Here is a 12,471-nt window from a genome sequence, read left to right as displayed (position 1 = left end):
TCACCACAGGATAGCGCTAAGCCGGGAGCGCAGGCTTTCGCCGCGAGGCCAGCAGCATGTCCACCGTCAGGACCAGGAGCGCCAGCCACACCACCCCGAAACCGATCCACCGGTCAAGGGGCATGGTCTCCCGGAAAACGGCCACAGCCACAATGAACTGCAGGACAGGTGCGAAGTACTGCAGCAGCCCAATGGTGGTCATGGGCAGCCTGCGGGCTGAGGCGCCGAAGAACAGGAGCGGGACGGCGGTGATAACGCCGGACGCGGCCAGCAGCCAGAAGTGGGCGGGGCCCTCGGTGGTCAGTGTCTGGCTGCCGCTGAAGGCCAGGAAGACCATGGTGGCCGCCGCCAGGGGAGCCAGCACAATCGTCTCCACGCTGAGGCTTGTCACGGCATCCACCCGCGGTCCCACGCGCTTCTTCACGAAGCCGTACAGGCCAAAGCTGAAGGCCAGGATCAGGGCAATCCACGGCAGCTTGCCGTAGGAAATGGTCAGTACCACCACCGCAACGAATCCAATTCCGACGGCGGCCCACTGGAGGGGACGCAGCTTCTCCTTGAGCACAAAAACGCCGAGCAGCACTGACACGAGGGGGTTGATGAAGTAGCCCAGCGCGGCCTCGACGGCCTGGCCGGTGGTCACGCCGTAGGTGTAGGTCAGCCAGTTCACGGCAATGAGTGCTGCGGCGATGGCCAGCGTGCCCAGCACGGAGCGGTTGCGGACTGCATCGGACAGGGCAGGCCACGAGCGCGTGACTGTCACCAGCAGCAGGCAGAACAGCAGGGACCAGACCACCCGGTTTGCCACGATCTCCACGGCGCCTGCAGGCTGCAGCGCAAAGAAGTACAGGGGCAGCAGTCCCCACAAACCGTAGGCGCCGATCCCGAACAGGATTCCCGCCGTCGTTTCCGTATCTACGGCCTTCAGCGCCGGTGCCGTGCGTGGCGTGAGCTGGGCGGCGGGGGAGGGAGAGGATCCACGGGGACTAGGCACGCAACCAATAACATCAGGCTCTTGATCCATATTCCACTGCGGGAAAACGGAAATAGTCAGTAGGCTTTCTTTTATGACTGCGATCCCCACCCCACACGGCTCATCGGCGGCTCCATGAGGCTGCGGCGGAGCAACACCGGCGGCCGGGGATACCGTCGCCTCCGGGCCGGAAAAGGGTTCACCTACCAGGACCTGGACGGCACCACCGTGCCGCCCGGACCGGTGCGCGACCGGCTGGACCGCCTGGCCATCCCGCCCGCGTGGACAGAGGTCTGGATAGCTCCTTTCGACAACGGGCACATCCAGGCCACCGGGCTGGACGCGGTAGGCCGGCGCCAGTACATCTACCATCCGCAGTGGCGGGAGCGGAAGGACAGGCTCAAATTCGACCGCGCCCTCCAGTTGGCCGAATCCCTGCCCGCCGCCCGCAGGATGGTCACCCTGGACCTGCGCACCGACGGCGTCAGCCGTGACCGGGTTCTGGCCGCGGCGTTCAGGATGCTGGACAACGGCTCGTTGCGCGTGGGATCTGAGCGCTACACGAATGAGAACGGCAGCCGGGGGCTGGCCACGCTGCTGAACTCCCATGTGCGCGTCAGGAAGGACACGGTGCACCTGAGCTTTCCGGCCAAGAGCGGAAAAGTCTGGGAATCGGAGATGCACGACGCCGACCTTGCCGCCGTCGTGCGTGCCCTCAAGAAACGCGGTGGAGACTCCCGGTTGCTGGCGTTCAAGGAAGGCCGGCGCTGGCGGGTGGTGGGCAGCGCGGACATCAACGCCTACGTCAAGGAGCGGACAGGGTCAGATTTCACGGCCAAGGATTTCCGGACCCTCCGCGGAACCGTGGCCGCTGCGGTCAGCCTGGCCCGCATTGGTCCCATGACAACGGTGGCGGGCAGGAAAAAGGCCATCAGCCAAGCCATGGTTGACGCCGCAGAGGTACTGGGGAACACGCCGTCGATCGCCCGCAAGAGCTACGTTGATCCGCGGCTGCTGGACCATTACGCCTCGGGAATCACCATTGACCCGCGCAGGCTGGATTCGGCAGAGACGGAACTGCGGGCTTTGCTGTTCCGGGAAGGGGACGTTGTTTCGTTGAACAATCAGGGGAACAGCGGGCAAAAGGGCAGCGCGGCCACTTAGAATGGTGCAGCGGGTGCCCGCCCGGATTTGCAACGCAGCAGAAGGGCTGATGTGTCCACTCCACGCGAGACCACAGGTGAAGCAACGGCCGGCCAGCGGCTCCGGATCGCCATCATCGGCGCAGGACCGGCCGGTGTGTACGCCGCGGACATCCTCACCAAATCGGGCGCGGTCAAGGACGGCGGCCTGGAAGTCAGCATCGATCTGTTTGACGCCTACCCTGCCCCGTACGGCCTGATCCGGTATGGCGTTGCCCCTGACCATCCGCGGATCAAGGGGATCGTCAACGCCCTGCACAAGGTACTGGACCGGGGCGATATCCGGTTCCTGGGCAACGTGACGTTCGGACGGGACCTGACCCTGACTGACCTGCGGGAGTTCTACGACGCCGTCATCTTCTCCACCGGTGCCGTGCTGGATGCGGACCTGGACATCCCCGGCATCGACCTGCAGGGCTCCTTCGGTGGGGCCGAGTTCGTTTCCTGGTATGACGGCCACCCGGACGTCCCGCGCGACTGGCCGCTGGACGCCAGGGAAATCGCCGTGATCGGCAACGGGAACGTGGCCCTGGATGTGGCCCGGATGCTGGTCAAGCACGCGGACGAACTCCTCAGCACCGAAATCCCGGACAACGTCTACCAGGCGCTGAAGAAGTCCCCGGTGACGGACGTCCACGTTTTTGGCCGCCGCGGCCCGGCCCAGGTGAAATTCACGCCCCTGGAGCTGCGCGAACTCAGCCACATGAACGACGTCGACATTGTGCTCTACCCCGAGGACTTCGAGTTCGACGAAGCCTCCGATGAGGCCATCCGCACCAACAACCAGGTCAAGACCATGGTGAACACCCTGACCAACTGGCTGGTGGAGGAGCACGCGGAGTCGGAGGAGCCCTCCTCCCGGCGCCTGCACCTGCACTTCCTGCACAACCCCGTGGAGATTTACGACGACGGCACTCCCGGCAAGGTGGCAGGCATCCGTTTTGAGCGCACTGAGTTGGACGGTACGGGCAACGTGAAAGGGACCGGACAGTTCGTGGACTATCCGGTGCAGGCCGTGTACCGGGCGATCGGCTACCACGGCTCACCGCTGGAGGGCCTGGAATACGACTCCAAACGGGGTGTAATCCCCAACGACGGCGGCCGGGTACTGGATGCGCGGGGCAACCACGTGCCCGGGCTCTACACAACGGGCTGGATCAAGCGCGGGCCGGTGGGCCTGATCGGGCACACCAAGGGGGACGCCCTGGAAACCGTGGGCTTCCTCCTGGAAGACCGTCTTCACCTGCCTGCCGCCAAAAACCCGGACCCGCAGGCCGTCGTCGACCTCCTTGATGAACGCGGCATCCGCTTCACCACGTGGGAAGGGTGGAACAGGCTGGACGCGCACGAAGCAGCCCTTGGGGCGGCATGGACCGCGGAAAACCAGGCTTCCGGCGTCGTGCGTGAACGCGTGAAGGTAGTGGAACGCGAACACATGATCGGCATTTCGCGCGAGTAGGAAGCGGCAAGGCAATGGGGAACCCGATCCATCCGGCGTCCGCTGACGCAGCACAGCTGCGGCAGCGCTCCGCCCTGGCCGGTCACGAACAGCTGGACTCCTTTCCGGGCACTCCCGAAATACCCGGGCTGCGCCGGCTGATCCGCGAATCGTGGCAACGCTCCGCCCGCCTGCACGCCAACCCGGACCGCAGCGAGGCGCCCCTGGCACTGGACCGGGAGGAACTGGACGACTACCGCCGGCAGCATCCGCTCTCCAGCATCATGCCCGTGATCCAAAAGCTGCTGGTCCGGCCCAGCCATGACAGCGGCCTGCTGATTGCCGTGGGGGACGAGCTGGGCCGGCTGCTCTGGGTGGAAGGGGATCCGGAGCTGCAGCGCCGGGCCGAGGGCATGATGTTCGTGCCGGGCGCCGACTGGTCCGAGGCCACCGTGGGAACCAGCGCCCCGGGAACGGCACTGGCCCTGGACCACAGCATCCAGATCGCCGGAGCCGAGCACTACCAGCGCTCCGTCCACCCCTGGAGCTGCACGGCCGTGCCCTTCCACGACCCGGATTCCGGTGCACTGCTTGGCGTTGTGGACATCACCGGAACCGAGCTGGCCGTTGCGCCGCACACCCTCTCCCTGGTGGAAGCGACGGTCGCGGCAGCGCAGGCCCAGCTGCGGGTGGAGCGGCTGCAACTGGCTGCCTCAAAGCCTGCCCGCGCCGCCCGCCGCCGCAGCCCGTCCTCGCGTTCGGTGGCCGGCGCGGACACCCGGCTGTACCGCAACAGCCTGCAGGTCCTGGGCCGCGACCAGGCGCTCCTGAGCATTTCCGGCCGAACAGTTCCGCTCTCCGGCCGGCACAGCGAAATCCTGGCCCTGCTCAGCATGCACCCGGACGGCCTCACGGCCGAGGAACTCTGTGCACTGGTGTACCCGGGCGACAACGCGGCCATGACCCTTCGCGCCGAAATGGTGCGGCTCCGCAAGGTCCTGCAGGAACTGGACCCAGCAGCTGTGCCCTTGTCCCGTCCCTACCGCCTGGCCATCGACGTGGCTCCCGACGCCGGCCAGGTCCTCACCTGCCTGCAGCGCGGTGCCCACAGGATCGCCCTGGAAATCTACCGGGGTGCCGTCCTGCCGCGCTCGCAGGCCCCCGGCATCGACGATCTGCGCGCCCGGGTCTCCTCCCTCCTGCGCGAGGCCGTGCTGACAGACGGAAGCGCCGAGGCCCTGCTGAAGTACGCCGCGCTCCCGGAGGCCAGTGACGACGTCGGGGTCCGGGTAGCAGCGCTCAAGCTGCTGCCGCCGCGCTCGCCCCGGCGCGCCGCCGTCGTGGCTGACATTGAGCGGCTGGAAGCGGAACTCGGCGCCTGACCCCCGGTGGTCGAGCTTGTCGAGACCCTCGCAACCTCGTTGCAACCTCGCGCTACCTACTGTGGGTGCTACGGCAGGCGCCGCTTTCATGGCGCCGCCCTTCATGCACAGCAAAGGAGCTAGCAATGACTGTTTACGCGCAGCCTGGGACCCAGGGCTCGAAGGTCACGTTCAAGGACCGGTATGAGAATTGGATTGGCGGCGAGTGGGTTGCCCCCGTCAAGGGCCAGTACTTCGAAAACATCACACCCGTTACGGGCAAGGCTTTTTGCGAGGTGGCCCGGGGAACGGCGGAGGACATTGAGCTGGCGCTGGACGCGGCCCACAAGGTGGCACCTTCCTGGGGCAAGACGTCCGTGGCCGAACGCGCGGCAATCCTGAACAAGATCGCGGACCGCATGGACGCCAACGTCGAGCTGCTGGCCGTGGCCGAGACGTGGGACAACGGCAAACCCATCCGCGAGACCATGGCCGCGGACATCCCGCTCGCGGCGGACCATTTCCGTTACTTCGCTTCCGCCGTGCGGGCCCAGGAAGGCAGGCTGTCCCAGCTCGACGACGACACCACCGCCTACCACTACCACGAGCCGCTGGGTGTAGTTGGCCAGATCATCCCCTGGAACTTCCCCATCCTGATGGCGGTCTGGAAGCTGGCTCCTGCGCTCGCGGCCGGCAATGCCGTGGTCCTCAAGCCCGCCGAGCAGACGCCGTCCTCCATCCTGGTGCTGATGGAACTCATCGCGGACCTCCTGCCCGCCGGCGTCATCAACGTGGTCAACGGGTTCGGCGTGGAAGCGGGCAAGCCGCTGGCCTCCAGCCCGCGGATCCGGAAGATCGCGTTCACCGGTGAAACCACCACCGGCCGCCTGATCAGCCAGTACGCCAGCCAGAACCTGATTCCGGTGACGCTGGAGCTGGGCGGCAAGAGCCCGAACATCTTCTTCAACGATGTGGCCGAGTCCAACGACGCGTTCTACGACAAGGCGCTGGAGGGGTTCACGCTGTTCGCCTTCAACCAGGGCGAAGTCTGCACGTGCCCGTCCCGTGCCCTGGTCCAGCAAGGAATCTACGACTCCTTTATGGCCGACGCACTGGCCCGCACGCAGAAGATCATCCAGGGCAACCCGCTGGACACTGACACCCAGATCGGCGCGCAGGCCTCGAACGACCAGCTGGAGAAGATCCTCTCCTACATGGACATTGGCACGCAGGAAGGCGCCAAGGCGCTCACCGGCGGTGCCCGGGCCGAACTGTCCGGGGACCTGGCCGGCGGCTACTACGTCCAGCCCACGATCTTCGAGGGTCACAACAAGATGCGGATCTTCCAGGAGGAGATCTTCGGTCCGGTGGTCTCTGTGACATCCTTCAGCGACTACAACGACGCCATGGGAATCGCGAACGACACCCTCTACGGGCTGGGCGCCGGCGTCTGGTCCCGTAACGGAAACGTCGCCTACCGGGCGGGCCGGGAGATCCAGGCCGGCCGCGTATGGGTCAACAACTACCACGCCTACCCCGCGGGTGCGGCGTTCGGCGGCTACAAGTCTTCCGGCATCGGGCGCGAGAACCACGCCATGATGCTGGACCACTACCAGCAGACCAAGAACCTCCTGGTCAGCTACAACGAAAACAAGCTGGGCTTCTTCTAGGCCGGTCCCGCTCCTGGGACGCGAGCGGAGAAAGGGGGCGTGCTTATGCCCGACGACCGGCTGCACGCCGCGGTGACGCTGCCCGGGGAAGCCTTTTCCCGGGTGGCTCTCACCACAGCCGCCGTGGATCTGCTCCGAAAGCTCTGGGAGCAGCACGGACCACTGATGTTCCACCAATCCGGAGGGTGTTGTGATGGGTCCTCGCCCATGTGTTACCCGGCAGGGGATTTCATTACTGCCGACGCCGATGTGCTGCTGGGCAGCTTCGACCTGGGTTCCGCCGTGGAACCGAAGCCGCTGGACTTCTGGATGTCGAAGGAGCAGTTCAACTACTGGAGCCATACCCACCTGACGGTGGATGTGGTGCAGGGCCGGGGGAGCGGTTTCTCCGTTGAAGCTCCTGAGGGGAAGCGGTTCCTGATCAGGTCCACCCTGATGGACTGGCCTGCCTGATTCGAAAACCTGCCCGATTCGGCGGGGTTGGCTGCACGCGGCCGGCCCCGCCGTCTCAACATCCGGGACAGTTGGGAACGTCCATCTGCTGGACACTACTGTGGACAAGTCTGTTTCCAATACTGATCAGGATTGTCAATACCAATGAATCTCCTCCGGACAAAGTCGATCGAGCAGTCCATGGCCGACGCCGACGAACCAGGGCGCAAGCTCAAACGTTCCCTGGGCACCTGGGACCTTATGATCATGGGCGTCGCCGTTGCCGTAGGCGCAGGTATCTTCTCGGTCGGAGCGAAGGCTGCCGCGAACTTCGCAGGGCCCGCCGTGACCATCTCCTTCGCGGTTGCGGCCATCACCTGTGCGCTGGCCATCATGTGCTACGCCGAGTTCGCCACTGCCATCCCGGTAGCAGGCTCCGCCTACGTCTTTACGTACGCCACCATGGGGGAAATCCTGGCCTGGATCATTGGCTGGAACCTGATCCTTGAGCTGTTCACCGCTGCGGCGGTTATTGCCAAGTACTGGGGAATCTACCTCAGCAACGTCTTCGCCCTGACGGGCATCGACCTTCCTCCGGCCATCGATCTGGGCGGCGTCCAGCTCTACTGGGGCGCCTTCCTGATCGTGGCCGTCTTCACCGTATTGCTGGTGATGGGCACGAAGCTCTCCGCGCGGGTAGGCAACATCTTCACCCTCATCAAGGTGGCCGTTGTGCTGTTCGTCATCATCGCCGGATTCGCCTACGTGAAGGTCGAGAACTACGCCCCGTTCGTTCCTGCCTCCGAACCGACTGCGTCCACCGGCTCCGCGGACGTCCTGAAGCAGTCCCTGTTCGGCTTCCTGACCGGCGCCGTTCCGGCCCAGTACGGCACCCTGGGCATCTTTGCCGGGGCTGCGCTGGTCTTCTTCGCCTTCATCGGCTTTGACGTGGTGGCCACTTCGGCTGAGGAGGTCAAGAACCCGCAGAAGACACTGCCCCGCGGCATCTTCGGTGGCCTTGCCGTGGTAACCCTCCTGTACATCCTGGTGTCCCTGGCGCTCACCGGCATGGTCTCCTACACGGACCTCGCCGCGGCGGAAAACCCCACGCTGACCACCGCGTTTGAGGCAGTGGGCAACACCACCGCGGCCAAGGTCATTGCGTTCGGGTCCCTGGTGGGCCTGACCACTGTGATCATGGTGCTGCTGATGGGCCTCTCCCGCGTAGTCCTGGCCATGAGCCGCGACGGCCTGCTGCCGCGTTCCCTGTCCAAGACCAGCGAAAAGCGCGCCACCCCGGTACGCCTCCAGATCATCTGCGGTACTGCCGTGGCCCTGGTTGCAGGCCTGACCAAGGTGGACCTGCTGGAAGAAATGATCAACATCGGCACCTTGTCCGCGTTTGTGATGGTGAGCCTGGGAATCCTGGTGCTGCGCCGCAAGCGCCCTGACCTGAAGCCGTCCTTCCGCGTTCCATTCGGCAAGGTCCTGCCCATCGTTTCGGCCCTGCTGTGCCTTTACCTCATGACCAACCTGGCGGTTGAAACCTGGATCTTCTTCGCGGCGTGGCTGGCGATCGGTGTGGGGATCTACTTCGCTTACGGACAGCGCCACTCCCGGCTGAACGAACGCTTCGTCGAGGCGAAGGAAGCCGTCAACGGACCGGCTTCCGTGGCGGTTCGGGACGAGGACGAGGAGTTCGTCCGCTCCTGACGGGCTCGGGGATCTCGACAGGCTCGATCACCGGGCTCAGGGCGCTGCGCGGTTTCCTTACGGGGCCGCGTGGCGCCCTACCCATTCCACCAGCGGGCGCAGCTGCTCCCACAGCTCCCCAACCTTCCCCATGGCAGCCGATGTGCCCAGCCATTCCGGCCTGTCCAACTCCACCCGGGCGGAGAGGGTTTTGTGCTTGAGCAGTTCAGCGCGGGGATGCTCCCTGGGGTAGCCCCGCGGGATGGTCTTGAGCCTTTCGCCTTCCAATGCGAAGCCGCCGCTGCCTAAGGAATCGACAACCCGCTGCAGGGCTTCACCTGTGCCGGAGGCGTCCACGGAGTTGCGGAACCGCGCCAGCTGGGCCGGGGAGTTGGAGTGGTAGCCGCCGCCCACCAGCAGGCCGTCTGCACTGATCTGGATGTAGTAGCCAACGCCCTCCTGGACTGAGGCGAACGCGCCCTGTGCGTTCTTTAAGGGCACCCCGTCCCGTGCGAACCTCATGTCCCGGTAAGGCCGGAAGATCTTGCCCGGACCGAACCGTGGCTCAAGGCCGGCCAGCAGCGCAGCCAGCGGCTCCCTCACCAGGGCACGGTAGTCCTCTTCATGCTCCTGCCACCATTGCCGGTTGTTGTTCTGCTCCAGCTCCGAATAGAACTCGAACGCCCCGGCGGGTATGCCTTGGAAAGTTGTCATGCCAAGAGCCTATGAAGGCCGTACAGCAGCTACCAGAGCGAAAACTGCCTATGTGGATAAAGCGGGTTCAATCCCCTAGGCACTCGGCGCCTTAACGCCCTTAACGAAGCTGCCCCGCCACGGATAACCGTAGCGGGGCAGTGTTCGTTCAGCGCAGGCTAGCCAATCTTGTTGGCAGCCTCAGCCTGGGAGTCAGCGGCACCGGCACCGAGGTTGGCGCGCAGCTTGGCGCCGAGTTCGGCGTCAACGTTGGTCCAGTACTGGATGGCGCGTTCCTTGATGCCGGGGCTCTTGACGCCACCCACGGCACCGGTGATGGTGTCCAGGAAGCGGGCCTTGGCGGCGTCGTCGTAAACCTCGCGGTACAGGGTACCGGCCTGGATGAAGTCGCTGTCCTCAGCGTGCAGGGTGTGCGCGGCGAGGGTCAGTTCGCCGTCGTTCTCCCAGCCACCGGCGGGGTTCTGCGGCTCAACGGCAGCCGGGCCACCCACCGAGTTGGGTGCGTAGACCGGCACTGACGGGGCGTTGAACAGGTAACGTCCGGCGCCGTCCTGGCTGTAGTTGTTCACCTGGTTCTTCGGCTGGTTCACCGGGATCTGGGCGTGGTTGGTGCCCACGCGGTAGCGGTGCGCGTCAGCGTAGGAGAAGATGCGGGCCTGCAGCATCTTGTCCGGCGAAGCAGCGATGCCCGGCACGAAGTTCGACGGCGCGAAGGTGGCCTGCTCGATCTGCGCGAAGTAGTTCTCCGGGTTCTTGTTCAGCTCCATGGTGCCGACCTTGATCAGCGGGTAGTCCGCGTGCGGCCAGACCTTGGTGAGGTCGAACGGGTTGAAGCGGTAGGTCTTGGCATCTTCGTACGGCATGACCTGCACGTGCAGGTCCCAGGACGGGAAGTTGCCGGCGGCGATGTTCTCGGAGAGGTCGCGGATGTAGAAGTCTGCATCCGAACCGGCCAGCTCTTCAGCCTGCTCGCCCGTCATGGACTTGACGCCCTGGTTGGAGCGGAAGTGGTACTTGACCCAGAAGCGCTCACCGGCGGCGTTGATCCACTGGTAGGTGTGCGAGCCGTAGCCCTGCATTTCGCGCCAGGAGGCCGGCAGGCCGCGGTCGCCCATGAGCCAGGTGACCTGGTGTGCGGACTCGGGGGAGAGGGTCCAGAAGTCCCACTGCATGTCGGCGTCGCGCAGGTGGGTGCCCGGGAGGCGCTTCTGCGAGTGGATGAAGTCCGGGAACTTGATGCCGTCGCGGATGAAGAAGACGGGGGTGTTGTTGCCGACGAGGTCGTAGTTGCCCTCGGTGGTGTAGAACTTGACGGCGAAGCCGCGGGGATCGCGCCAGGTGTCAGGGGAGCCGTTCTCGCCGGCGACGGAGGAGAAGCGGATCAGCATCTCGGTCTCGACGCCCGGCTGCAGGAACGCGGCCTTGGTGTAAGCGGAGATGTCCTCGGTGGCCTTGAAGGTACCGAACGCGCCGCCGCCCTTGGCGTGCACTACGCGCTCCGGAACCCGCTCGCGGTTGAACTGGGCGAGCTTTTCCACCAGGTAGTGGTCAGTCAGGATGATGGCGCCGTCGGCACCAACTGACTTCGAGTGGGCGTCCGAGGTGACGGGCGCGCCGGACTGGGTGGTCGAAACGTTAACAGTCATTGTTCTCCTATTTCCTAATTTCTTGTGGATGACGTTCAGAAGGAAGCTGTTGCTTGCGCTGGCAATCCGCGCAGATGCCCTGGTACATAACATCCGCGATCTGGATGGTCATGGGCGTGGTGTTTTCGTCCCAGTGCGGGGTGAGGCAAGGGGCATGCCCGACGGCGCAATCGACGTCCTCCACGCGGCCGCAGCTGATGCAGATGGCATGGTGGTGGTTGTCGCCTACGCGGGTCTCATACAGTGCCGGGGAGTGCGGCGGTTCGAAACGGCGCAGCATGTGCAGGTCCGTCAGGTCTCCGAGGACGACGTACACAGATTGGGCGGTGAGTTCGGGGAGCTCTTCCCGTGCGGCCGCGAGGATCTGCTCGGCCGGGGAATGCGGGTGATGTTCGACGGCGGCCAGCACTGCCAGCCGCTGTTTGGTGACCCGACGGCCATGGGCGCGCAGGGCGTTGGCCCACGCTTCCTGGCTTTCCGGGTATTCACTCATGTACCCATTCAAACACTTATTATGAGTACTTCACAATAAGGCTTGGCTAACTTTGGGTGAATCCAGCAGCCGGGCCAGGGGATTGAACGCTTCACCGGCGGAGCGTGCCACGGCGTGCAGTTCCAGCTGGCCGGTATCCGGGCCTTCGGCCACCACGCAGCTCAGTCCGTTGACGGTGCCCAGGTCAGCGGTCTGCTGCAAGGCCGCAGCCATGGCCAACAGCTCCTCCGGAAGCAGTGCGCCAACCGAGGAAACCCCGCGGCCAGGAGACAGGACTGTGTGGTGCGGGCCGGCAGGCGGATCGGGTTCAGTCCGGGTGATCAGCGACGTCGACGGCGGCACGTCCGCAGATGCGCCGGTAAAGGGGGTTCCCGTGTTCGAAGGGCCGTCAGTACCCCGGATGGCAGCGGCGCGTTGCAGCGCACGCCGCAATCCGCCGTCGTACTTCTGCAGTTCAACCGCCGTGAGCGGCACCCGGCGGTGGGCCGGAAGCGCAAGCTGTTGCCCCGGCGTCGTGGATTCACCGGAGAAGCGGCCAAACAGATGGAACGTTGGCGTTGACGATTCGGCCTCTGGTTCGGCCAGGGCCGCGCCGAACGGGTGCCACTGGTGGGCGAAAAAGAGGCAGAACGTCCGTGCTGCAAACACTTCGGAGAGAGCTGCGTGGGCGGCCCTGTAGCAACGGAGCCAGTCGGCGGCGGAGCTGGAGTCGAAGGCAACCGCGGGATCTGAGAGCCGGATGGTCAGGTGGCCGGGCGTAAGAGTGGTGGCAGGGCGGGCGACCTGCCAGAGCGTGGAACCAAAGAGGAGGCGCCGTGACACTCCCATGGCCCGCTCCCTTCTTCCCGCC

General features: G+C 65.2%; 11 protein-coding genes. 6 read left to right on the top strand and 5 right to left on the bottom strand.

Annotated features, from left to right (window positions below; translation table 11 throughout):
• Positions 1-16: 16 nt before the first annotated feature.
• Positions 17-1,024, bottom strand: a complete 1,008-nt coding sequence (gene rarD / locus ACPJW8_RS14225) for an EamA family transporter RarD (protein WP_425256483.1) — start codon at positions 1,022-1,024, stop codon at positions 17-19.
• Between the two features lie 84 nt (positions 1,025-1,108).
• Here rarD and ACPJW8_RS14220 point away from each other — a divergent pair, with 84 nt between their 5' ends.
• The 6 genes from ACPJW8_RS14220 to ACPJW8_RS14195 all read left to right on the top strand — a co-directional run bounded on the left by ACPJW8_RS14220 (position 1,109) and on the right by ACPJW8_RS14195 (position 8,789).
• Positions 1,109-2,137, top strand: coding sequence for a DNA topoisomerase IB (locus ACPJW8_RS14220; RefSeq protein WP_330187346.1), 1,029 nt, complete (start codon positions 1,109-1,111; stop codon positions 2,135-2,137).
• Between the two features lie 51 nt (positions 2,138-2,188).
• Positions 2,189-3,634, top strand: coding sequence for an FAD-dependent oxidoreductase (locus ACPJW8_RS14215; RefSeq protein WP_330187347.1), 1,446 nt, complete (start codon positions 2,189-2,191; stop codon positions 3,632-3,634).
• 14 nt (positions 3,635-3,648) lie between these two features.
• Positions 3,649-4,995, top strand: coding sequence for a transcriptional regulator (locus tag ACPJW8_RS14210; RefSeq protein ID WP_330192051.1), 1,347 nt, complete (start codon positions 3,649-3,651; stop codon positions 4,993-4,995).
• Positions 4,996-5,120: 125 nt separating this feature from the next.
• Positions 5,121-6,644 carry an acetaldehyde dehydrogenase ExaC gene (exaC, locus tag ACPJW8_RS14205; protein ID WP_330187348.1) on the top strand — a complete coding sequence of 508 codons (1,524 nt, stop codon included), beginning with the start codon at positions 5,121-5,123 and terminating at the stop codon, positions 6,642-6,644.
• 45 nt (positions 6,645-6,689) lie between these two features.
• Entirely contained in the window at positions 6,690-7,097 is a 408-nt protein-coding gene (locus ACPJW8_RS14200; RefSeq protein ID WP_330187349.1) for a DUF779 domain-containing protein, read from the top strand.
• 144 nt (positions 7,098-7,241) lie between these two features.
• A complete protein-coding gene (locus ACPJW8_RS14195) occupies positions 7,242-8,789 on the top strand; it encodes an APC family permease (protein WP_330187350.1) in 1,548 nt (515 codons plus the stop codon).
• Positions 8,790-8,846: 57 nt separating this feature from the next.
• On the opposite strand, the gene ACPJW8_RS14190 is transcribed toward ACPJW8_RS14195, so the two are convergent.
• From ACPJW8_RS14190 to ACPJW8_RS14175, 4 genes are all read right to left on the bottom strand, one after another.
• The gene (locus ACPJW8_RS14190; protein ID WP_330187351.1) at positions 8,847-9,482 is read right to left on the bottom strand and encodes a DUF2461 domain-containing protein; all 636 of its coding nucleotides are present in this window, start codon (positions 9,480-9,482) and stop codon (positions 8,847-8,849) included.
• Positions 9,483-9,640: 158 nt separating this feature from the next.
• Positions 9,641-11,128, bottom strand: coding sequence for a catalase (locus ACPJW8_RS14185; protein WP_330187352.1), 1,488 nt, complete (start codon positions 11,126-11,128; stop codon positions 9,641-9,643).
• Positions 11,129-11,135: 7 nt separating this feature from the next.
• Positions 11,136-11,621, bottom strand: a complete 486-nt coding sequence (locus ACPJW8_RS14180; RefSeq protein WP_330187353.1) for a Fur family transcriptional regulator — start codon at positions 11,619-11,621, stop codon at positions 11,136-11,138.
• 30 nt (positions 11,622-11,651) lie between these two features.
• Positions 11,652-12,449, bottom strand: a complete 798-nt coding sequence (locus ACPJW8_RS14175; RefSeq protein ID WP_330187354.1) for a hypothetical protein — start codon at positions 12,447-12,449, stop codon at positions 11,652-11,654.
• Between the last annotated feature and the right edge of the window lie 22 nt (positions 12,450-12,471).

Origin of the sequence: Pseudarthrobacter sp. J47, from assembly GCF_049810315.1 — a bacterium.
GTDB lineage: Bacteria > Actinomycetota > Actinomycetes > Actinomycetales > Micrococcaceae > Arthrobacter.
This window is presented reverse-complemented; position numbering and strand designations above follow the sequence as displayed.

Coding starts and splice junctions, on each gene's coding strand:
- ACPJW8_RS14195 (WP_330187350.1), top strand. CDS start 7,242: ATGAATCTCCTCCGGACAAAGTCGATCGAGCAGTCCATGGCCGACGCC.
- ACPJW8_RS14190 (WP_330187351.1), bottom strand. CDS start 9,482: ATGACAACTTTCCAAGGCATACCCGCCGGGGCGTTCGAGTTCTATTCG.
- ACPJW8_RS14210 (WP_330192051.1), top strand. CDS start 3,649: ATGGGGAACCCGATCCATCCGGCGTCCGCTGACGCAGCACAGCTGCGG.
- ACPJW8_RS14180 (WP_330187353.1), bottom strand. CDS start 11,621: ATGAGTGAATACCCGGAAAGCCAGGAAGCGTGGGCCAACGCCCTGCGC.
- ACPJW8_RS14185 (WP_330187352.1), bottom strand. CDS start 11,128: ATGACTGTTAACGTTTCGACCACCCAGTCCGGCGCGCCCGTCACCTCG.
- ACPJW8_RS14175 (WP_330187354.1), bottom strand. CDS start 12,449: ATGGGAGTGTCACGGCGCCTCCTCTTTGGTTCCACGCTCTGGCAGGTC.
- ACPJW8_RS14220 (WP_330187346.1), top strand. CDS start 1,109: ATGAGGCTGCGGCGGAGCAACACCGGCGGCCGGGGATACCGTCGCCTC.
- rarD (WP_425256483.1), bottom strand. CDS start 1,024: ATGGATCAAGAGCCTGATGTTATTGGTTGCGTGCCTAGTCCCCGTGGA.
- ACPJW8_RS14200 (WP_330187349.1), top strand. CDS start 6,690: ATGCCCGACGACCGGCTGCACGCCGCGGTGACGCTGCCCGGGGAAGCC.
- exaC (WP_330187348.1), top strand. CDS start 5,121: ATGACTGTTTACGCGCAGCCTGGGACCCAGGGCTCGAAGGTCACGTTC.